The following is a 20,781-nucleotide window of genomic DNA, read 5'->3' as shown; positions in this document are numbered from 1 at the left end:
TGGTGGGCCCGTCGGGATTCGAACCCGAGACCTACAGATTAAAAGTCCGTTGCTCTACCAACTGAGCTACGGGCCCTACCAAGGGATGCGCGTTACGGACCGGCGCGCCTGCGGTCAACCGCCCGTGCCCGATAAGTCAATTGTCTTATGGTAAATCCGGTCACCGGATCGCGCCAATCGGGTACGATCCGCACCAGGCAATCGAGCACGAAGCGCCTGCGTCGAAAATCGACATGCGGCACGATCAGCGCCGCATCATGCCAGGTGCCGCCCGACCATAAGACGATATCGAGATCGATTACCCGCGCCCCCCAGCGCTGCCCCCGCCTGCGGCCGAAATCACGTTCGATACGCTTCAGCCGGGCGAGCAATTCGGCGGGCGTGTCCGTGGTGTCGATCACCGCCGCGGTATTGGCGAAGCGGCGGATCGAGGGGCCGAGCGGCGCCGTGGCCAGAATCGGCGATGCGATGGTCGCATTCAGCGCCGCGATCGCCGCTGCGACTTCGCGCGCCGGCGCACCGTGCCGTCCTCGGCGATTCGATCCAATAGCGATGACGTAGCGAGCAAGCATGTCGCGGCCCTACTGCATTCGGGCCGGTTTGGCAGCGCGCAGCATAGCTTCCCCTGTCGCGCCGTGAGCGTGCCCTCTAGCGCTCGATCAGCCCGCGCAGCGCGGCATCCGCCGCGGGCGTTAGGCGCGCCGCCGCCGTCAGCCCCGCGCTGCGATCATCCTCTTGCAGCAGCCCGCTGGCATGCAACGCGCGCACCCAGCGGAGCGTGCTCGCGCGCGGCATCGGCAGTTCGTCGCACAATGTGGCGATGGTCAGCCGCAGCCCACGTTCCTGCGCGACGAACAGCGCCAGCAGCACGTCCCACGCCGCGTCGCTGACGATCAGCCCGTGCGGCGCAAAAGCGGCGAGGCGCGCGGTGTTGAACGCGAGCATGCGCGTGGCGGTGTCATGCGCCGTGGGGCGCCCGCTGCCTGCCGCGCCGATCCGCTCGGCGCCATGCCAGCCGGCTTTGGGCGCGTTATCGGGCATGGTCGTGCCGCGAATAGTATCATAACGAATGGCGGATCCAGTCCGGGTCGGCGCCGTGCCGTTGCAAGCGCTGGAAATGAAGCGTGGTGCCGATCAACAGCATGCCCAGCATCGGATACGCGATGCGCGAAATGACCACGAAATAGACGATCGGCAGGATATCCTGCTGATACAGCATCGCGATATGCACGAGCAACGCGAACAATTGGAACGCCGCAATCCAGATCGGCCAGAAGCGATTGGCCCACAGCGCCACCGCGATCAGCACGGCGAGCAACGCCGCATCAATCAACAGCAGCCCGAATTCAGTATCCTCAAAGCGGACTTGGCCAAGCGGCCGGGCGATGTAGCTGGCGATGGCGGCGGCGATAAACGCCACCGCCACCACGCGTTCCGGTGCGCCACCTCGAACAAAGGCATACAGCGCCGAAGCACCGAGCAGCACATTGAACAGGATCACGAGCACCGGACGGTTCCCGGCGCGGTTGGGGTCGAGGCAACCGCGCCGAAACTCATGCGGCGACCCGGAGGTGATCGGGACGGGTGGCGCCGGTTGAAAAATTGGTGTCGGGCTTGGGGCCTTCCTCGCCGAAGCTTATCACCGGCAGGCCCATCAATTCGCGCACCTTGTCAAGATGCTTGTGCGTGGCGATGGTCTGGCGGCGCGCGGCGACCAGCGACTGGACCGCCTCGGTCAACGTATCGAGCGAATGCTGGCCGACCAACGCGGGCAGCTTGGCTTCGACGCGCGCGCGCGGCAGCGCAGCCGTCAGCTCCGCGCCGCAGCTCACCGCCTCGTCGATCAGCATTTCCAGCTTGTACAGCAGCGTTCCCACCTGGCCGGCAATCCTGTGCGTATCCGTCCTGTGCGTGTCCGTCATCGTCCGTCTCCCCCTGCACGGCTGATGTAAGCCGCTGGCCTGTCTCAGGGCACGACGGCACCGATGAGCCGGAGGACTTTCCCCACCACGCTAAGCCCAAAGCCCAGCATGCCCACCGCCACTGCGAGTGCCGCCGGGATCGTGACGATCCACAACAGCCGCTGCCATATGGTCAGGGTGTTATACCTGCCCCCCTTTGGCCGCAGTGGCAGCCAGCCGGTATCGGCTGGAGCGCCGCCGTCGGCCGCTGTCAGCGCCTCAGACCCGGTGATCATCGCCGGTTTTGCGCCCGGCACAATGTCCGGCGGCTGGTATACCAACGGCTGGTATGTCCCGCTCTCGTGTGCGGCGAGCAATCGCGCCGCTTCGAAACGCGTCGCCACGCCCAGTGTGCTCACCGCGCGCCCGATGCGCTTGTCGACTGTCACTGGGGAGATGCCCAAAACCTGCGCAATCTCCTTGGAGTTATGCCGGGTCAGCACCAGCCGCAGGCATTCGCGTTGCAGCTCGGTCACACGATCGAATTGCGCGTCCGTCATGGCTGGCGGACCGGGTCACACATCCTGCACGAGGCGGCCATACAGATCGGGCCGGCGATCGCGGAAAAAGCCGAACGCGGCGCGGTGGCGCTTGATTCGATCAAGATCGAGCGTGGCGACGATCACGCCTTCTTCCTCGCGCCCCAGCTCGGCCAGGATATCGCCGCGCTCGTCGGTGATGAAGCTGGTGCCGTAAAAGGTCTGGTCATGCTCGGTGCCGATGCGGTTGGCAGCAACGATCGGCACGACGTTGGAGACGGCATGACCGACCATCGCGCGGCGCCACAGCCGGGCGGTATCGAGCGAGGTGTCGTGCGGTTCGCTGCCGATCGCAGTCGGGTAGAACAGGATTTGCGCGCCCATGAGCATCATCGCGCGCGCCGCCTCGGGATACCATTGATCCCAGCACACGCCCACGCCGAGCGTGGCCCCGCCCGCTTCCGCCGGCCCCGGCCAGACCTTGAAGCCGGTATTGCCGGGGCGGAAATAGAATTTCTCTTCATATCCCGGGCCATCGGGAATGTGGCTCTTGCGATACACGCCCATCACGTTGCCGTCGGGGCCGATCATCGCCAGGCTGTTATAATGATGCGGGCCATCCGCCTCGAAAAAGCTCGTCGGAATGGTCACGCCAAGCTCCTTGGCCAGCGCCTGCATCGCCAGCACCGCGGGATGCTGCCCGACCGGCTTGGCCTGCGCGAACAGGCCCTCATCCTCGACGCGGCAGAAATATTCGCCCTCAAACAATTCGGGCGGCAGAATTACTTGCGCGCCCTGCGCCGCTGCCTCGCGCACCAGGCTGGAAACGCGGGCGATGTTCGCATCGATATCCGGGGTGAAGGCAAGCTGGAGCGCGGCGACGGTGATTTCGGTCATGACGTCGTCTTAGCGCTTCGCCTATGCATTTGAAACCTTGGCAAGGTCGTAGGGATCGTCTTTCGTGCGGCGCGCGGCCACCATGATCACGCGGTCGCGCGCTGCGCGCACCGGCCGCCCCCCTTGCTGGCGGGGGGCTCAGCCGGGCAATTGCTGGCTGATGCAGTGAAACGATCCGCCGCCGGTCAGGATATGATCCGCGCGCAGCCCCACGGTTTCGCGCTCGGGGAACAAGGCCGCGATCGCCGCGACCGCCGCCGTATCGTTGGCCGCGCCATAGAGCGGCACGACCACCGCGGCGTTGCCGATATAGAAGTTCATATAGCTGGCCGGCACGATCTCGTCATCGCGCAGCACGCGCCCGGGGGAGGGGAGCGACACGATCTCCACGCCGGCCGCTGCCGCGCAGCGTCTGGCCTCCGCGAAAATCTCGCCGTTGGGATCGTCCTCTGCCGCTTCGGGCAAGGCCAGCAGGTTCGTGCCGACGAACCGCGCGAGATTGTCGACATGGCCATCGGTATGATCGTTGACCAGCCCGTCTCCCAGCCACAGCACGCGCGTAAAGCCCAGATCGTCGCGCAGCCGCGTCTCGATCTCGGTCTTGGTCAAGGCAGGGTTACGATTGGGATTGAGCAGGCATTGCTCGGTGGTGACCACCAGCCCGGTGCCATCGCCATCGATCGCGCCGCCTTCCAGCACCCAATCACACGATGTCGCGGCAATCGCGCGCCGCGCCGCCAGCCGCAGCCCGATATCGTCGTCGCCCTGCAGATCATATTTGCCGCCCCAGCCATTGAAGCGGAAATCGCGCGCGCTGCCGTCGCCGAGCAGGATGGCGGCGGTATCGCGCAGCCAGATGTCGCCGAACGGCTCGACCACCACGTCGGCAAAATCGCCCGCCAGCGCCCGCGCCGCGGCGCCCGCCGTCTCGTCCGCCGCCACCAGGATCACGCGTTCGCCCTTGCCGCCGGCATGCACCGCGCGGGCAAACGCCACCACTTCGGCCTGGGCGGGCGCAAGATCGTCGAGCCACAGATCGGCATGGCTGGGAAAGCCGATCCACACCGCATCGTGCCGCGCCCATTCGGCCGGCTGCATTACCGTCATCATTTCGCTCCGTTGCGGCTGGCGTCACGGATCTTGCGGAATTCCGCATCCGCATACCAATTCGGCCAATTATTGCCCTGCGCCAAACCATGGCCCAGCCCGTAATAGATATTCAGGTCGGAAACCGCGCCATCCCATTTCCAGGCAGCGTCATACTCATCCTGCGGCTTGTGGTAGCGGTTGACGGTATAATCCTCCGCCGCCGCACGCCCCGCCGCGCTGCCCCCGACGACCAGATCGTCGCCGCTCTCACCATACAGCATCGGCACGCCGAGCTTGGCCATGCTGAAGTGATCGGAGCGATAATAATAGCCCTTTTCCGGCGTCGGCTCGAGCCCGATGACCCGCCCTTCGGCGGCGACCAGCGGTTTGACGAGGTCCTCAAGCTCCGATTTGCCCGCGCCGACCAGCACGAAATCCTTCGCCTTGCCGACCACGTTGAGCCCATCCATGTTGACCCCGCCGACCGTCTGCGCGAGCGGGAAGACCGGGTTCTCGGCATAGAATTTGGAGCCGAGCAGCCCCGATTCCTCGCCCGTCACGGCCAGGAACACCTGGGTGCGCCGCGTCGGCCCGGCCTTCACCGCGGCCTCGGCGATCGCCACCAGACCGGCAATGCCCGAGGCATTATCGACCGCGCCGTTGCAGATATCGTCGCCCTTCACGGCATCGCAGCGGCCGAGATGATCCCAATGCCCGGAATAGAGCACGACCTCGTCGGGCGCGCTGGTGCCGGGCAGGATGCCAACGACGTTTTTCGAGGCCTGGCGCCGGATCGTGTTGGTGAAACCGACGCTGGCCGTCACCCCCAGTGGCACGGCCCTGAAGCCCTTGGTCGCCGCGGCCTTGGCAAGCGCGGCGAAATCCTGGCCCGCGCCGGCGAACAAGGCTTCCGCCACCGGCTTCTGGATCCAGCCGATCGCTTCGGACTGGTCCAGATGGTCACCCGGCGTATCCGGCTCCAGCTGCGGCCCGGTCCACGACGATTGCACCACGCCCCAGCCATAGGCGGCCGGCTCGGTATCATGCACGATGATCGCCGCCGCAGCGCCCTGCCGCGCCGCTTCCTCGAACTTGTAGGTCCAGCGCCCGTAATAGGTCATTGCCCGCCCGCCGAAATCGCCCTGCAACCCGGCCGTGCGCCAATCGGGATCGTTGATCAGGATGATCACCGTCTTGCCCTTCACGTCGACACCGGCATAATCGTTCCACCCGCGCTCGGGCGCGTTGACGCCGTAGCCGACGAACACGACGTCGCTGTCCTTGATCGCCACCTTGGGCGTCACGCGGTAGGTGCCGATCACCATATCGCTGCGATAGGCGGCGGCGAGCGGCGTCTTGCCCCCGGTGAAGCGCAGTGGTGTCACGTCGCTCGCGCTGAGCTCGACCAGCGGCACATCCTGATACCAGCTCCCTTTGTTGCCCGGCTTGAGGCCCGCCTGCTTGAACCGCTCGACGATATAGGTGGTGGTCTTGTCCTCCGCCGGCGTGGTCGGCGCGCGGCCTTCATAGGCGTCGGACGACAGCGTCTGCGTGACGGTCTTCAGCGTCTCGACCGAGATAGCGGGCCTTGCTGCCGTCTGGGCAAAAGCCGCAGCCGGCAGCGCAGCAACAAGCACGAGGATGGCAGATGTCTGCATAAATGGTCTCCGGATGGCCGCGTCGCTGTGCCAGCCGCTCTTGTGCAAGGCAAGTTGCGCGGGCTTGCCGCCGGGCTGGTGGTCGATAGAGTGGGGGGGAAGGATTTTTGGGGGGCAGGTGTGAAAGTTGTTGGTTGGTCGCTCTTTTTAGCGACGATTCTCGTGCAGCCTTCGACCGCGGCGCCGCGCGTTCTGACCTCGGAACAAGCCGCAGCGGCGTTCGGCGCGCGCGAGCAGATCGCCCAGATCAGTCTGTCGCCCGACGGAACCAAGGTGGCGATGATCCAAGCGGCCGATGGCGCCCGCTCCGTCGTGACCATAGCCGATCTGGTCCAAGGGGGCACGCCACGCCCGGTGGTATACTCCTCGGGGTATCCTGATCGACTATCGGATTGTCATTGGGTCACCGATGCGCGTTTGCTGTGCAATATCTATCTCATTGCCAACGACGTCGATAAAATCGCTTACACCCGTTTGATCGCTATCAACGCCGACGGCAGCGGCATGAAAGTCATCACGGCCGATATCAACGACCGGTCGCTCGGCATTTTGCAGAATGGCGGGTCGATTATTGATCTGCTGCCGGATGGCGCACCGGGCAAGGTATTGATGACGCGCACATTCGTGCCCGAGCAATCGACCGGAAGCAATATCAGGGCTGATCGGCAAGGGCTCGGCGTCGAACTGATCGATATCGACAACAACAATCGCAAGATCGTGGAGCCGCCCCGCGCGGATGCCGTCGAATATATCAGCGACGGCCATGGGACAATCCGGATCAAGGGCACGCGACCAAAAACGAGCGGCGGATATGACGGTGCGAAAGTGATCTATACGTATCGCCAGCCGGCATCGGACAAATGGTTGCCGCTGAGCCAGATCGTGCTGGGCGGGGGCGGCGGCACGAGTTTCAATCCCTATGCCGTGGATCGCGATCTGAACGTGGCCTATGGCTTTGCATCGCAGGACGGGCGCGAGGCGCTATACCGCGTGTCGCTGGACGGCAGCCTGAAACGCGAACTGGTCATGGCAAGGCCGGATGTTGACGTGGACGGACTGATCAGGATCGGCCGCCAGCGGCGCGTGGTCGGCGCGAGCTATGCTACCGATCGCCGCCAGACCGAATTTTTCGATCCCATGCTGAAGAAGCTTGGCGCCGCTCTAGGCAAAGCGCTGCCCCATCAGCCGCTGATCAATTTCGTCGATGCCAGCACTGACGAGAACAAGCTGTTGATGTTCGCCGGAAGCGATGTCGATCCGGGCCGCTATTACCTGTTCGACAACAAGATGCGGAGTATGGCCGAGATCTTGCCCACGCGGCCACAGCTCGCCGATGTGCCATTGGCTTCGGTTAAGGCGATCAACTTCCCCGCTGCTGACGGTACAATCATTCCCGGCTATCTCACGCTCCCCCCTGGCAGCGACGGCAAGAATATTCCTGCAATCGTGATGCCGCACGGTGGCCCGGGCGCGCGCGATGAATGGGGTTTCGACTGGCTGGCGCAGTTCTTTGCCAATCGCGGCTATGCCGTGCTCCAGCCAAACTTTCGCGGCTCGACCGGTTACGGCGATGCTTGGTTTCGCGACAACGGCTTCAAATCATGGCGGCTAGCGATCAGCGACGTCAACGATGGCGGCCGCTGGCTGATCAAGCAGGGCATCGCCGATCCGACCAAGCTCGGCATCGTCGGTTGGTCTTATGGCGGTTATGCGGCCTTGCAGACGGCGGTGCTGGATCCAAGCTTGTTCAAGGCGATCGTTGCTATCGCTCCGGTGACCGATTTGGAAACGCTGCGCAACGAAGCGCGGCACTATACCAGTTTTGCCATGGTGGACGCATTCATCGGCAAAGGTCCCCATGTTCGCGAGGGATCGCCAGCACTCAATGCTGGCCGCATCACCGCGCCGGTACTGATGTTTCACGGCACCAATGACTTGAACGTCGGCATTGGTGAATCGCGATTGATGGCCGACCGGCTGAAGGACGTTGGCAAATCCGTCGAGCTGGTCGAATTCAAGAATTTGGATCACCAGATCCAGGACAGTGCCGCGCGCACGACCATGCTGGCGAAGTCCGATGCGTTTCTGCGCAAGGCGATGGGGATGTGAAACGAAAAGGCGGCCCGTTGCCGGACCGCCCCTTCGTATCGATACGTGTCGCGAGAAACTTAGCGCGAGTAGAACTCGACCACCAGGTTCGGCTCCATCTTCACCGGATAGGGCACTTCGTCGAGCGTGGGCACGCGCGTGAAGGTCACCTTGGCGGGGCCGTCCGGCGCGACATAATCGGGGATTTCGCGCTCGGCCAGGCTCTGCGCTTCCATCACCAGGGCCATTTCCTTGGCCTTGTTGCCGAGCGTGATCTCCATGCCCGGGAAGCAGCGACGCGAGGCGATGTTGCACTTCACGCCATCGACGCGGATGTGGCCGTGGCTGACGAGCTGGCGGGCGGCGAACACCGTCGGCGCGAACTTGGCGCGATAGACCAGCATGTCGAGACGCTGCTCGAGCAGGCCGATCAGGTTCTGGCCGGTATCGCCCTTCATACGTGCGGCTTCGGTGTAGCAGGCGCGGAACTGCTTCTCGGTCACGTCACCATAATAGCCCTTGAGCTTCTGCTTGGCGCGCAGCTGGATGCCGAAATCGCTGACCTTGCCCTTGCGGCGCTGGCCATGCTGCCCGGGGCCATATTCACGCTTGTTGACCGGCGATTTGGGCCGGCCCCAGATGTTCTCGCCCATACGGCGATCGAGTTTATGCTTTGCGCTAGAACGCTTCGACATGGAAAATACCTTGCAAGTGCCAATAACAAGACCCGCTTCGCCGAAGCTCAGCTGATCGATACCCGGTCATCGCTCTGCCAAAGGCAGGGCCACCGCTTCACCGGGGTGCGGCGCCAATTGCGAAGGCGGGCGGTTAGCCGGGCAGGGGGGCGGAGTCAAGCAAGCGGGACACGCTGGACAGGCGCGGCCCGCCCCGGCACAGCGCTGGCATGACCGATCCCATCCTCGCCGGCCCCGATTGCACCACGATGACGGAGGTCCGCGCCGGCGTCGACCAGATCGATCGCGAGCTGATCGCGCTGCTCGCCCGCCGCTTCGCCTATATGGACGCCGCCGCGCGCATCAAGCCGGCGCGGGGCGCCGTGCGCGACGAGGATCGCAAGGCGCAGGTCGTGTCGAACGCGATCACCGCGGCGCAGGCGGCGGGGCTGCCGGCCGACGTGATCGCCGATCTGTGGGATGCGCTGGTCGAGGCCTCGATCGCCTATGAACTGAAGGCGTTCGATCGCCGCTAGCCGCGCGGCCCCTTCTTGCCCGAAAGAGCGCTCAAAACACCGCGCATCGTGCGCACTTCCTGGCTCGACCAGCCGGGCTTGGTCAGCAGCGTGCGCAGCGTGCGTCTGGTTACCGGGGTCCGCGCCGGCGGATAGAAGAAGTTCGCTTCCTCCAGCATCGCATCGAGCTGCCCGATCATCCCGTCCAGCTCCTCCTGCGGCGCCGGCTGGGGCAGATCGGTTTCCGGCGGCGAGGCGAGCGCCCCTTCTCCGGTGCCAATGCCCTTGGACCATTCGTAGGCGACCAGGATCACCGCCTGCGCCAGATTGAGCGAGCCGAATTCGGCGTTGATCGGCACGGTGATGATCTCGCGTGCCAGCGCGACGTCGTCGGTCTCCAGCCCCGATCGCTCCGGCCCGAACAGGATCGCCGCGCGGCCTGGGGCGGCATGGATCGCGCGCGCCGCCTGTTCCGGCGTCACCACCGGCTTGGTCACGCCGCGCTTGCGCACTGTCGTGGCATAAACATGCGGGCAATCCGCCACTGCAGCCGCCACGCTGTCGAACACCTGCGCGCGCTCCAGCACGATGTCCGCGCCACTTGCTGCCGGCCCGGCGGAAGGATTGGGCCAGCCGTCGCGCGGCGTGACCAGCCGCATCTCGACCAGCCCGAAATTGAGCATCCCGCGCGCCGCTTTGCCGATATTCTCGCCTAGTTGCGGGCGGACGAGGACAATCACCGGGGGCAGGCTCATTCCTTGCCCGCCTCGGTCACGGCGCCGGCGAATTCCTCGAAATCGCGCGCTTCGCGGAAATCCTTATAGACGCTGGCGAAGCGGATATAGGCGACCGAATCCATCTCCTTCAGCCCCTCCATGACGAGTTCGCCGATGCGCTTGGAAGGAATTTCGGTCTCGCCCTGCGTCTCCAGTTGCCGCTGGATGCTGGAGACGAGCTTCTCCAGCCGCACTGCCTCGATCGGGCGCTTGCGCGCCGCGATCGAGACCGAGCGGAGCAGTTTCTCGCGGTCGAACGGTTCTTTCTTGTTCTCGCTCTTAACCACGAACAGTTCGCGCAGCTGGATGCGTTCGAACGTGGTGAAGCGCGCGGCGCACCCTTCGCACTGCCGCCGGCGGCGGATCGCGGCGCTATCCTCGGTGGGCCGCGAATCCTTTACCTGGCTGTCTTCATGGCCGCAAAAGGGGCACCGCATTCAGTCCTGCTTCTTCCGCTTGAAATAGGCATAGCCCGCGCCCGCCGCGGCGCCGATGATCGGGCCGACGAACGGCACGGGGATCGCCACGACCGCGCCCAGCGCAGCCCATTTGGCCATGCTCTTGCCAAGCTTAGGATCGGATTGCAGTTCGGTCTTGAAATCGGCCATGTCAGATACCTTCCGGATAGATCGGGAATCGATCGCACAATGCCTTAACGCGCGCGCGCACCGCGGTTTCCACCGCGGCATCGCCCGCTTCGCCCTGGTTGCGCAAACCTTCCAGCACGTCGGCCACCATATGCCCGATCTCGCGGAATTCGGCCGGGCCGAAGCCGCGCGTCGTGCCGGCAGGCGAGCCGACGCGGATGCCGCTGGTCTTGGTCGGCGGCAGCGGATCGTTGGGGATGCCGTTCTTGTTGCAGGTGATGCCGGCGCGCTCCAGCGCCTCATCGGCATCCTTGCCGGTGACGCCGAGCGGGGTCAGGTCGATCAGCGCGAGATGCGTGTCGGTGCCGCCCGAGACGATCTCGGCCCCACGCTCCTTGAGCGTGGCGGCGAGGACCTTGGCGTTCTCGACCACGGCGGCGATATAGCTCTTGTAATCGGGCTGGAGCGCCTCGCCGAACGCAACCGCCTTGGCGGCGATGACGTGCATCAGCGGCCCGCCTTGCAGCCCCGGGAACACCGCCGAGTTGATCTTCTTCGCGATCGCCTCGTCATTGGTCAGGATCATTCCGCCACGGGGCCCGCGCAGCGTCTTGTGCGTCGTCGTCGTCACGACATGCGCGTGCGGCAGCGGCGAGGGGTGGAGCCCGGCCGCGACGATCCCGGCGAAATGCGCCATGTCGACGAGGAAATAGGCGCCGACCGCATCGGCGATGCTGCGGAACCGCGCGAAGTCGATCTGGCGCGGATAGGCCGAGCCACCGGCGATGATCAGCTTGGGTTTGTGCTCGTGCGCCAGCCGCTCGACCTCGGCGAAGTCGATCAGGTGCGTCACCGGATCGACGCCGTACTGGACCGCGTTGAACCATTTGCCGCTCATCGCCGCGCGCGCGCCGTGCGTCAGATGGCCGCCGGCATCCAGGCTCATGCCCAGGATCGTCTCGCCCGGCTTTACCAAAGCGAGCATCACCGCGCCATTGGCCTGCGCGCCCGAATGCGGCTGCACATTGGCGAAGGCGCACTCGAACAATTGCTTGGCGCGTTCGATCGCCAGCGTCTCGACCTCGTCGGACGGCGCGCAGCCCTGATAGTAACGCTTGCCGGGATAGCCTTCGGCATATTTGTTGGTGAACACGCTGCCTTGCGCCTGCAACACCGCCTTGGAGACGATATTCTCGCTGGCGATAAGCTCGATCTGCGTCTGCTCGCGCTTCAGCTCATGCGCCACGCCGGCGAACACGGCGGGATCGGCATCGGCCAGCGTGCGCGTGAAGAAGCCATCCGGTTGCACGTCGCTCAAAATCTGTGGGTTGGTGCTCATGCGGAAGTCTCCTCGAAGTGCGGATGGCTGAGTTTGTCGATGCGGCCGGTATGGCGCCCGCCGGCGAATTCCGTGGCCAGGAAAGCCGCGATGCACGCCTTGGCCATGTCTTCACCGGTCAGGCGCGCGCCCAGCGCGATCACGTTGGCGTCATTATGCTCGCGTGCCAGCATGGCAGAATAAGGCTCGCCGACCAAGGCGCAGCGCAGCGCCGGATGGCGGTTGACCGCAATCGAGATGCCGATGCCGGAGCCGCAGATGGCGATGCCACGCGTCGCCTCGCCCGACGCGATCGCCGCGGCCAGCTTGTAGCCGAAATCGGGATAATCGACACGCGCGTCGCTGGCGGGGCCCAGATCGAGCACGTCGTGCCCAGTGTCGGCCAGCCACGCGGCCAGCGCGGATTTCAGCGCGACAGCGGCGTGATCAGAAGCGATGGCGATGCGGATGACCGGGTTCCTCGGGCGGCGGCAGCGGATGGGCGCGCTCTTACGCAAAGCGCCCGCGAAACGCTACCGTAGATATACGCCTGCACGGGCGAACAGGCAATTGCGGCCTCGGCCGATCCCGGCTACGCCACGGGCTGTGACGTATACGCGTACAGAAATGTCTGACTCGTCGAGTGCAATCGCCGCCCGCGCGCGGCTTGTCGAGGCGTTGATCAGGACGGGGGACGAGGATCGCGTGGCGTTCCGCGAACTCTATCAACTGACCTCGGCGAAGCTATTCGGCATCACGCTGCGTATCTGTGGCGACCGACAGGCGGCGGAAGACGTGTTGCACGACGTATATCTCACCATTTGGAAGCGTGCCGGGGCCTATGAGCCCTCGCGCGCCAGCCCGATCACCTGGCTCGCGACCATTGCGCGCAACCGTGCGATCGACTGGCGGCGCGCGCAGGCCACGCGCCGCGCCAGCCCGATCGAGGATGCGCCGGCGATCGCCGATCATGCGCCGCTGGCCAGCGAGGCGCTGGTCGCCGATGAAGAGGTGCAACTGCTGCAAGGGTGTATCGACGCGCTGGAACAGCGCCAGCGCGGCGCGATCCGCACCGCCTTTTTTGATGGCGTTACCTATGCCGAGCTGGCCGAGCAGCAGAATGTCCCGCTTGGCACGATGAAAAGCTGGGTGCGGCGCGGGCTGCAGAAGCTGAAAGAGTGTCTCGAGCGATGAGCGACGACACTCTCCTTCCTCCAGCCGATGGCCGCGACCCCGATATGATGGCGGCGGAGCTCGCACTCGGCCTGCTTGACGGCGACGAGCGTGGCGCGGCGCTGCGCCGCGTTCTGGTCGAACCTGCCTTCGCGCAGGAGGTCGAATTGTGGCGCAACCGCTTCGGCCAGTGGTTCGATATCTGGCCGGACGTGGCTCCGCCGGGCACGCTGTGGGCGCGCGTCGAACGCTCGATCGCGATGCCGGCGGCGATGCCGCTGCCAGAAACGGTGCGCCGACCAAGTCGCTGGTGGCCCGTCGCCACCGGCGTGGCGAGCGCTGCCGCCGCCGCGTTGCTGGCGGTAGTGGTGCTGCGCCCCGACGCGCCGGTGCCCGCGTCCGTCGTGGTCCCGACACAGCCCGCCGCCCCCGCCAGGATGCTCGTTGCGGCGATCGATCCCGGCGAGCGGGGCGCGCCGATCAGCGCCATCTACGATCCGGCCACCGCCGGGCTGCGGCTTAGCGCGGCCGCGCTGGCCAGCGCCGATCAAAGCGCGGAATTGTGGATCATCGGCGCGGATGGCAAGCCGCATTCGCTCGGCCTGCTGCGCGCCAACGGCGCCTCCACGCTCACCGTCGCCGCCGCCAATCGCGCGCGCATCGCCGCCGGCGCCACGCTCGCTGTGTCGCTGGAAGCGCCTGGCGGCTCGCCCACAGGTTTGCCGCTCGGCCCGGTCGTCGCCTCGGGTAAACTTTCGTTAGTCTGATCTGCATCCGCAGCGGTGATCGCTGCGTATCTGGGTCGGTTCGCGCTCTGCGGGCCGTGCCAGGAGACCGCTCATGACCTCGCCCATGACACTTAAACTGCGTGTATCCATCGTTGCGTTTGCTGTTGCCGTCGCTGGCGGTTCCTCGCTCGCTTATGCCCAGGGTTATCCCATGGTCGGCGGCGCGGCGATGTATCCGACCAAGACGATCGTCGAAAATGCCGCCAGTTCAGCCGATCACACCACTTTGGTCGCCGCCGTCAAGGCCGCCGGACTGGTCGAGACGTTATCCGGTCCGGGGCCGCTCACCGTGCTCGCGCCGACCAATACGGCGTTCGGCAAACTGCCTGCCGGCACCGTCGACACGCTGGTCAAGCCCGAGAATAAGGCGACGCTGACCAACATCCTCACCTATCATGTCATCCCCGGCAAGATCAGCGCCAGGATGATCGCCCGCAATGCGATGCAGCATGGCGGCAAGGCGACCTACGCCACCGTCAATGGCGGCACGGTGACCTTCATGAAGCAGGGCGCGGGCTGGGCGGTGATGGATGCCAAGGGTGGCATGGCCGCGATCGCCATCGCCGACGTCGCTCAGTCGAACGGCGTGATCCATGTAATCGATACGGTGCTGATGCCCTGATCAAATTAAATCTCGCGGCGCTGCATCTTTGGCGCCGCACCGTCGTATCTCCGGCGTCCTTCCTCAAGGAGGGACGTGTACAGGGTGCCCGCTATCCCCTTCGGGCGCCCCTGGCGTAAATGGATCTGTCGGCTCCCCCCGTGCCGGCAGGTCCAAACGCGCGCTTCCGTTCAGAAATCGATCGCGATGCCCTTCAGCTCCCAGTCGCCATAGCGCGTTGGATTGAGCCCCAAATGATCCTGCTGTGCGGTCTTGGCCCCGCTGTCGGGCTGCACGTTCGGCAGCGGATCGGGCGCCGGCACGGGCGAATTATTCGATAGATAGGCCGGTGGTTTTACGTGGGCGGGGCGCTGGCCCATGACGACTCTCCTGATCGGCGCAGCGCATGGCACAAGCATTCGCGCGGCGGCATGGCTTTACATCGGGTCTGGCCTGTCCAATGGCAATATCATGTTGTTGATCCATGCTCAGACTCCGCGCGCCTGATGGCCCATCCTGACGACACGCCCGGCGTCCCCGCGCGCCGCGCCGCGCTCAAACTGCTCGATGCCGTGCTGCGGCAGGGGCTGCCGCTCGAAGCCGTGCTCGACCGCGCCACGGCGGGCATCGACCGCGCCGATGATCGCGCGCTGGCCCGCGCCATCGCCTCGGAAGTGCTGCGCCGCCTGCCCGATCTCGATGCGCTGATCGATTCGGCCACGGCGCGGCCGCTGCCCGATGATGCCAAGGCGCGCTTCGCGTTGCGCATTGCGCTGATCCAGACGCTGGCGCTCGGCACGCCGGCGCACGCCGCCATCTCCACCGTGCTGCCGCTGGTCGATGGTGGCCCGCGCAAATTGGTCCACGGCGTGTTCGGCACCTTGTCGCGCCGCGGCGATACGCTGCCCGATCAGCCGACCTTGCCCGATCCGGTGGCGATCCGCTGGCATGCCGCGTGGGGCGACGATGCGATCGAGGGCGCCGAACTGGCCATCGCCACCCCGCCGCCGCTCGATCTGACCATCGCCGATGTCGCCAAGACGGCCGACTGGGCCGAGCAACTCGGCGGCATTTCGCTGATGCCGGGGCACGTCCGCCTGCCCGGCGGCCACGTGCCCGAAATGCCCGGGTTCGAGGAAGGCGCCTGGTGGGTGCAGGATATTGCCGCGTCGCTCCCGGCGCGCCTGGTCGGGCAGGGGAGCGGCATCGCGCTCGACATTTGCGCCGCGCCCGGCGGCAAGACCATGCAGCTCGCCGCCGCCGGCTGGCAGGTCACCGCGCTGGATAATTCGCCCACCCGGCTCGAACGGCTGACCGACAATCTCGCGCGCACGCAGCTCGCCGCCGATGTGGTTACGGCGGACGCGCTGTTGTGGAAGCCCGCCGAGCTCGCCGATGCCGTCTTGCTCGATGCGCCGTGCAGCGCCACCGGCATCTTCCGCCGCCACCCTGATGTGCTGCACCGCGTCCGCCCCTCGGTCATTGCCGACATGGCCGAGCTGCAGGCCCGGCTGTTCAGCCGCGCCGCCACCTGGGTCAAACCCGGCGGTACCTTGGTCTATGCCACCTGTTCGCTCGAGCCCGCCGAGGGCGAGCAGCAGCTCGATCATTTCCTGAAGAACAATACGCGCTTCACGGTCGATCCGATCCGGCCGGACGAGCTCCCAGCCGGGCTGACCCCGCACGCCGGCGGTTATCTGCGCATCCTGCCCGGCATGCTGGCGGATGTCGGCGGATGCGACGGCTTCTTCATGGTCCGCCTGACGCATAACGGTTAGGGCGACGGTAAAATCCTCCCCCGCCAGGGGGAGGTGTCGCCGAAGGCGACGGAGGGGGCGGTAAGCGACGCGCTCTCGAACGTAGGGTGCCGCGTACCTCCCCCTCCGTCACGCTGCGCGTGCCACCTCCCCCTGGCGGGGGAGGATGAAACCTTGTTCCGCGGACTGCCAATGCGTCCCAAGGCTTGTCGGCGCGGGCCGTCATGCTACAGGATCGCCATGCAATCTCCCGTCCGCATCGCGCCCTCGATCCTCTCCGCCGATTTCGCCAAATTGGGCGAGGAGGTGCGCGCGATCGATGCCGCCGGTGCGGATTGGATCCATGTCGATGTCATGGATGGGCATTTCGTGCCTAACATCACGATCGGCCCGGCAGTGGTGAAGGCGATCCGCCCGCACACCACGAAGCCGCTCGACGTGCATCTGATGATCGCGCCGGTCGACGCCTTCCTTGAGGATTTCGCCAATGCCGGCGCCGATACGATCAGCGTGCATGTCGAAGCCGGCCCGCACACGCATCGCACCATTCAGCGCATCAAGGGCCTGGGCAAGCGCGCCGGCGTCGTGCTGACGCCGCAGACGCCGGCCAAGGCGCTCGATTATTTGCTCGAGGAAGTCGATCTCGTGCTGGTGATGAGCGTCAATCCCGGCTTTGGTGGGCAGGGCTTTATCGAAAGCCAGCTCAAGAAGATCGAGGCGATCCGCAAGATGATCGACAAGGCCGGGCTGAGCGTCGATCTCGAAGTCGATGGCGGGATCGATGTCGTCACCGCGCCGCGCGCGATCGCCGCCGGCGCGGATGCGCTGGTCGCCGGCACGGCTACGTTCCGTGGCGGCCCGGGTGCCTATACCGCCAATATCGCGGCTTTGCGCGGCGGGTGAGCGAGGCGCGCTCCGACGGCGATGGCATCGATGAAGGCAAGCGGCTGATCAAGCTGGGCGGCGACAAGGGCCTGTCGCTGACCGAGCGGCTGACCGAACGCTTCCATCGGCTCACCTGGCGGACGCCGATCCACGGCATGAAATTGAAGGGCCGCCATCCGCTCAAGCTGATCGCGGTGCCCGATGATCCTTTCATGGGCGATATCAAGCGCGGCCAGGCGCTGCTCCGCGGTGAGATGATGCTGCGCGGCGAAGTGCGCGAAAGCGCCGGTCTGTTCGCTGCCAAGCCCGATTATTCGCGTGAGTTCGCCGATTATCTGCACAGCTTTGCCTGGCTGCGCGATCTCTCCAGTGTCGCGACGCGCGCGCAGGCCGCGCCGATCGCCGAACCGATCATGCGCAATTGGCTGCAGCATCATGCCGATACCGTGGCCGAGCCCGCCTGGCGCGCCGATCTCTGGGGTCGGCGTATCCTGTTCTGGACCGCGCATGCGCCGCTGATCCTGTCTTCCGCTGATCTGGTCTATCGCAGCCGCGTGCTCAACACGCTGGCGCGGGGCGCGCGGCATATCGATCGCGGCGCGGAAAAGATGCCGCCCGGCGCGCCGCGCATTGCCGCGATGTGCGGCGTGGTCGCCGGCGGGTTGTTGATCGCGGGCGGTGATGCGCGGCGCGGCGGCATGGAAGCGGCGTTGGCTCGCGCCGTGTCGATGTCGGTGTTCGAGGATGGCGGCAGCATCGCGCGCGCGCCGATGGCGCAGATCGATGTGCTGATGCTGCTGACCATGTTACGCGAAACCTATGCCGCGCGCCGGCTGGAGGCGCCCGGCGCGGTGCACGAAACGATCGCGCGGATGGTGCCGGCGCTGCTTGGCGTGTGTCTCGGCGATAAGGCGCTGTCCAGCTGGCAGGGCGGCGGCCCGGTCGCCGCGGACACGCTGGCGCAGATCATCGAGGCCACCGGCGTGCGCGCGCGTCCGCTGCGCCAGGCGCGCGATTGGGGCTATCAGCGGCTCGCTGCGGGCAGCACAGTCGCTATCATCGATGCCGCGCCGCCGCCCGTCGCGCGGCTGGCCGAGGGCGGTTGCGCATCGACGCTGGCGTTCGAAATGTCCGATGGCCCGCATCGCGTCGTGGTCAATTGCGGCGGCGCGCGCGCCGTGCTGGCGCAAGTGCCCAAGGCGCTGGCCGAGGCGCTGCGCACCACCGCGGCGCATTCCACGCTCACCGTGGGGGACAGCAATTCCACCGCGATCCACGCCGATGGCACGCTAGGGCGCGGCGTGGCGGAGGTTGAGCTGGCGCGGCAGGAAAGCGACGCGTCCAGCCGGATCGAGGCCAGCCATGATGGCTATGCCCGGCGTTACGGTTTTCTCCATCGCCGCCAGCTGATCCTGTCGAGCGAAGGGCGCGAGCTGCGCGGCGAAGATCTGCTGCTGCCCGCGGGCAAGCGCAGCAAGAGCCAGCAGGCCGCCTTTGCTGTTCGTTTCCATCTCGGGCGCGGCGTCCAGGTCTCGCCCACCGCGGATGGCCAGGCGGCGTTGCTGCGCTTGCCCGGCGGCGGGCTATGGCAATTCCGCGTGCGCGGCGGCGCGCTCGCCATCGAAGACAGTCTGTGGGTCGATGCCGATGGCCGCCCGCAAGCCACGCAACAACTCGTCGTCAGCGGCGAATCCCCGGCCGGCGGCTGCAATGTCAGCTGGGCCTTCAAACGCGCCAAGTGAGCGCCAAATTCTTTCCGGAGCTACCATGACTGATATCACCATCCGCCGCGCGCTTCTGTCGGTGTCCGACAAGACCGGCATCGTCGAACTCGCCACCGGCCTGGCGCAGCACGGCGTGGAGCTCGTGTCGACCGGCGGCACCGCCAAGGCGTTGCGTGGTGCCGGGCTGGAGGTGCGCGACATCAGCGATCTCACCGGCTTCCCCGAAATGATGGATGGCCGCGTCAAGACTCTGCATCCGGTGGTGCATGGCGGGCTGCTCGCGGTGCGCGACAATCCCGATCATGTCGCGGCGATGGACGCGCACGGCATCGGCGCGATCGATCTCGTCGTGGTCAATCTCTATCCTTTCGCCGCCACGGTCGCCAAGGGCGCGGAGCGCGCCGAGATCATCGAGAATATCGATATCGGCGGCCCGTCGATGATCCGCTCGGCGGCGAAGAACCATGCCAGCGTCGCGATCCTCACCGATCCCGAGGATTATGCGCTGGTCGCCGGCGGCAGCACCACGCTCGCCGACCGCACGAAGCTGGCGGCCAAGGCCTATACCGCCACCGCGGTCTACGATTCGACCATCGCCGGCTGGTTCGCGCAGGAAGATCAGGGCGATGCCTTCCCCGCCACGCTGCCGATCGTGCTCAAGCGCGGCGAAGCGCTGCGCTACGGCGAAAACCCGCATCAGCAGGCGGCCTTCTATACCACCGCCGGGGCGACGACGCGCGGCATCGGCCAGGCCGGCCAGGTGCAGGGCAAGGAATTGAGCTACAACAATCTCAACGATGCCGATGCCGCGCTGGAGCTGATCGCCGAATTCCGCGATCGCGATCCCAGCGTCGTCATCGTCAAGCATGCCAATCCGTGCGGCGTGGCGACAGCCGACACGCTCGTGGCGGCCTATGAGGCGGCGTTCGCCTGCGACACCGTCTCGGCATTCGGCGGGATCATCGCGCTCAACCGTCCGCTCGATGGCGCTACGGCGCGTGCCATCACCGGCATCTTCACCGAAGTCGTCATCGCGCCAGATGCCGATGACGAGGCGCTGGAAATCTTCGCCGCCAAGAAGAATCTGCGTCTGCTGCTCACCGGCGATCTGCCCGATGCCGCGCGCCCGGGGCTGCAGGCCAAATCGATCACCGGCGGCTGGCTGCTGCAGACGCGCGACAATGGCATGCTGACCGATGCAGACCTGAAGGTCGTCACCCAGCGGCAGCCCACGCCCGAGGAGCTGGCCGATTGCCGCTTCGCCTGGACGGTCGCCAAGCACGTCAAATCGAACGCCATCGTCTATGCCAAGGGCGGCAGCACGGCGGGGATCGGCGCGGGGCAGATGAACCGCCTCGAATCCGCGCGCATCGCCGCCTGGAAAGCCAAGGATGCGGCGGACAAGGCCGGCTGGGCCACGCCGCGCACGATCGGCTCGGCGGTCGCCTCGGACGCGTTCTTCCCCTTTGCCGATGGCCTGCTGGCGGCGGTTGAGGCGGGGGCTACGGCCGTGATCCAGCCGGGCGGCTCGATCCGCGACGCCGATGTCATCGCCGCGGCGGACGAGGCGGGTCTCGCCATGATCTTCACCGGCATGCGCCACTTCCGCCACTGATCGGCGAGCGGGAGCCTTTTTCAGAAGGCTTTTGCTCGCACGAAGACACGACGATACGAACAGGAGCATCTTAGCCAAAACCTCTTCGTGGCTTCGTGGCTTCGTGCGAAAAATCTGCCGGCACCGCCCAAAAGCACCGTCAAAATCGGCGCGCGGCGGCGCAGAGAACGCAGAGAAGAAATTGGTGGGAGGCTTC

Annotated in this window: 24 protein-coding genes and 1 tRNA gene; 9 read left to right on the top strand and 16 right to left on the bottom strand. The window is 66.0% G+C overall.

Translation table 11 applies throughout. The features are described from left to right. The 9 genes from ABC969_RS11670 to ABC969_RS11630 all read right to left on the bottom strand — a co-directional run bounded on the left by ABC969_RS11670 (position 1) and on the right by ABC969_RS11630 (position 6,084). Positions 1-76, bottom strand: a tRNA-Lys gene (locus ABC969_RS11670). Positions 77-92: 16 nt separating this feature from the next. Further along, entirely contained in the window at positions 93-572 is a 480-nt protein-coding gene (folK, locus tag ABC969_RS11665) for a 2-amino-4-hydroxy-6-hydroxymethyldihydropteridine diphosphokinase (protein WP_345865136.1), read from the bottom strand. 76 nt (positions 573-648) lie between these two features. Further along, positions 649-1,041 carry a hypothetical protein gene (locus ABC969_RS11660; RefSeq protein ID WP_345865135.1) on the bottom strand — a complete coding sequence of 131 codons (393 nt, stop codon included), beginning with the start codon at positions 1,039-1,041 and terminating at the stop codon, positions 649-651. 19 nt (positions 1,042-1,060) lie between these two features. After that, entirely contained in the window at positions 1,061-1,507 is a 447-nt protein-coding gene (locus ABC969_RS11655) for a hypothetical protein (protein ID WP_345865133.1), read from the bottom strand. Positions 1,508-1,553: 46 nt separating this feature from the next. Beyond that, on the bottom strand, positions 1,554-1,922 hold the full coding sequence (locus ABC969_RS11650; protein ID WP_345865132.1) for a hypothetical protein: 369 nt from the start codon (positions 1,920-1,922) through the stop codon (positions 1,554-1,556). A 44-nt stretch (positions 1,923-1,966) separates the two neighbouring features. Continuing rightward, entirely contained in the window at positions 1,967-2,461 is a 495-nt protein-coding gene (locus ABC969_RS11645) for a sigma factor-like helix-turn-helix DNA-binding protein (protein ID WP_345865130.1), read from the bottom strand. Positions 2,462-2,476: 15 nt separating this feature from the next. Then, positions 2,477-3,337, bottom strand: coding sequence for an N-carbamoylputrescine amidase (aguB, locus tag ABC969_RS11640; RefSeq protein WP_345865129.1), 861 nt, complete (start codon positions 3,335-3,337; stop codon positions 2,477-2,479). A gap of 138 nt (positions 3,338-3,475) precedes the next feature. After that, a complete protein-coding gene (locus tag ABC969_RS11635) occupies positions 3,476-4,444 on the bottom strand; it encodes an agmatine deiminase family protein (protein WP_380808941.1) in 969 nt (322 codons plus the stop codon). Then, the gene (locus ABC969_RS11630) at positions 4,444-6,084 is read right to left on the bottom strand and encodes a M28 family peptidase (protein WP_345865126.1); all 1,641 of its coding nucleotides are present in this window, start codon (positions 6,082-6,084) and stop codon (positions 4,444-4,446) included. The genes ABC969_RS11635 and ABC969_RS11630 overlap by 1 nt, the downstream gene beginning before the upstream one ends. Before the next feature lie 162 nt (positions 6,085-6,246). On the opposite strand from ABC969_RS11630, the gene ABC969_RS11625 reads away from it, so the two are divergent. Beyond that, on the top strand, positions 6,247-8,193 hold the full coding sequence (locus tag ABC969_RS11625; RefSeq protein WP_345865124.1) for an alpha/beta hydrolase family protein: 1,947 nt from the start codon (positions 6,247-6,249) through the stop codon (positions 8,191-8,193). 59 nt (positions 8,194-8,252) lie between these two features. Here ABC969_RS11625 and rpsD read toward each other — a convergent pair whose 3' ends face one another. Continuing rightward, a complete protein-coding gene (rpsD, locus tag ABC969_RS11620; protein WP_345865122.1) occupies positions 8,253-8,867 on the bottom strand; it encodes a 30S ribosomal protein S4 in 615 nt (204 codons plus the stop codon). Positions 8,868-9,076: 209 nt separating this feature from the next. Between rpsD and ABC969_RS11615 the strand changes: the two genes are divergently transcribed. After that, complete coding sequence (locus ABC969_RS11615; protein WP_345865120.1) at positions 9,077-9,382, top strand: chorismate mutase; 306 nt, start codon at positions 9,077-9,079, stop codon at positions 9,380-9,382. Here the strand turns inward: ABC969_RS11615 and ABC969_RS11610 are convergent. From ABC969_RS11610 to rpiB, 5 genes are read right to left on the bottom strand one after another with little or no spacing between them, the layout of a single operon-like run. Continuing rightward, positions 9,379-10,116 carry an RNA methyltransferase gene (locus ABC969_RS11610; RefSeq protein ID WP_345865119.1) on the bottom strand — a complete coding sequence of 246 codons (738 nt, stop codon included), beginning with the start codon at positions 10,114-10,116 and terminating at the stop codon, positions 9,379-9,381. The genes ABC969_RS11615 and ABC969_RS11610 overlap by 4 nt on opposite strands. After that, on the bottom strand, positions 10,113-10,574 hold the full coding sequence (nrdR, locus tag ABC969_RS11605) for a transcriptional regulator NrdR (protein WP_345865118.1): 462 nt from the start codon (positions 10,572-10,574) through the stop codon (positions 10,113-10,115). The genes ABC969_RS11610 and nrdR overlap by 4 nt, the downstream gene beginning before the upstream one ends. Beyond that, positions 10,575-10,745: a hypothetical protein gene (locus tag ABC969_RS11600; protein WP_345865117.1), complete on the bottom strand. Its 171-nt coding sequence runs from the start codon at positions 10,743-10,745 to the stop codon at positions 10,575-10,577. It lies immediately after the preceding gene. A gap of 1 nt (position 10,746) precedes the next feature. Beyond that, entirely contained in the window at positions 10,747-12,063 is a 1,317-nt protein-coding gene (glyA, locus tag ABC969_RS11595) for a serine hydroxymethyltransferase (RefSeq protein ID WP_345865115.1), read from the bottom strand. Then, positions 12,060-12,512 carry a ribose 5-phosphate isomerase B gene (rpiB, locus tag ABC969_RS11590; protein WP_345865172.1) on the bottom strand — a complete coding sequence of 151 codons (453 nt, stop codon included), beginning with the start codon at positions 12,510-12,512 and terminating at the stop codon, positions 12,060-12,062. The genes glyA and rpiB overlap by 4 nt, the downstream gene beginning before the upstream one ends. A gap of 157 nt (positions 12,513-12,669) precedes the next feature. Here rpiB and ABC969_RS11585 point away from each other — a divergent pair, with 157 nt between their 5' ends. From ABC969_RS11585 to ABC969_RS11575, 3 genes are all read left to right on the top strand, one after another. Next, on the top strand, positions 12,670-13,236 hold the full coding sequence (locus tag ABC969_RS11585; protein ID WP_345865113.1) for a sigma-70 family RNA polymerase sigma factor: 567 nt from the start codon (positions 12,670-12,672) through the stop codon (positions 13,234-13,236). Further along, entirely contained in the window at positions 13,233-13,982 is a 750-nt protein-coding gene (locus ABC969_RS11580) for an anti-sigma factor (protein WP_345865111.1), read from the top strand. The genes ABC969_RS11585 and ABC969_RS11580 overlap by 4 nt, the downstream gene beginning before the upstream one ends. Before the next feature lie 73 nt (positions 13,983-14,055). Beyond that, positions 14,056-14,625: a fasciclin domain-containing protein gene (locus ABC969_RS11575; protein WP_345865110.1), complete on the top strand. Its 570-nt coding sequence runs from the start codon at positions 14,056-14,058 to the stop codon at positions 14,623-14,625. Positions 14,626-14,795: 170 nt separating this feature from the next. Here ABC969_RS11575 and ABC969_RS11570 read toward each other — a convergent pair whose 3' ends face one another. Then, positions 14,796-14,984 (bottom strand): DUF1674 domain-containing protein, encoded by a 189-nt coding sequence (locus ABC969_RS11570; RefSeq protein ID WP_345865108.1) that lies wholly within the window; start codon positions 14,982-14,984, stop codon positions 14,796-14,798. Positions 14,985-15,110: 126 nt separating this feature from the next. On the opposite strand from ABC969_RS11570, the gene ABC969_RS11565 reads away from it, so the two are divergent. From ABC969_RS11565 to purH, 4 genes are all read left to right on the top strand, one after another. Then, complete coding sequence (locus ABC969_RS11565) at positions 15,111-16,382, top strand: RsmB/NOP family class I SAM-dependent RNA methyltransferase (protein ID WP_345865106.1); 1,272 nt, start codon at positions 15,111-15,113, stop codon at positions 16,380-16,382. Positions 16,383-16,601: 219 nt separating this feature from the next. Beyond that, positions 16,602-17,264 carry a ribulose-phosphate 3-epimerase gene (rpe, locus tag ABC969_RS11560; RefSeq protein WP_345865105.1) on the top strand — a complete coding sequence of 221 codons (663 nt, stop codon included), beginning with the start codon at positions 16,602-16,604 and terminating at the stop codon, positions 17,262-17,264. Next, entirely contained in the window at positions 17,261-18,988 is a 1,728-nt protein-coding gene (locus ABC969_RS11555; protein ID WP_345865103.1) for a heparinase II/III family protein, read from the top strand. Before rpe ends, ABC969_RS11555 begins: the two co-directional genes overlap by 4 nt. Positions 18,989-19,013: 25 nt before the next feature. Continuing rightward, on the top strand, positions 19,014-20,585 hold the full coding sequence (gene purH / locus ABC969_RS11550) for a bifunctional phosphoribosylaminoimidazolecarboxamide formyltransferase/IMP cyclohydrolase (protein ID WP_345865101.1): 1,572 nt from the start codon (positions 19,014-19,016) through the stop codon (positions 20,583-20,585). The last annotated feature ends 196 nt before the right edge of the window (positions 20,586-20,781 follow it).

Source organism: Sphingomonas qilianensis (genome assembly GCF_039614825.1).
Lineage (GTDB): Bacteria > Pseudomonadota > Alphaproteobacteria > Sphingomonadales > Sphingomonadaceae > Sphingomonas > Sphingomonas qilianensis.
Note: the sequence above shows the minus strand (reverse complement) of the source record. Positions and strands in the feature narration are given on the sequence as shown.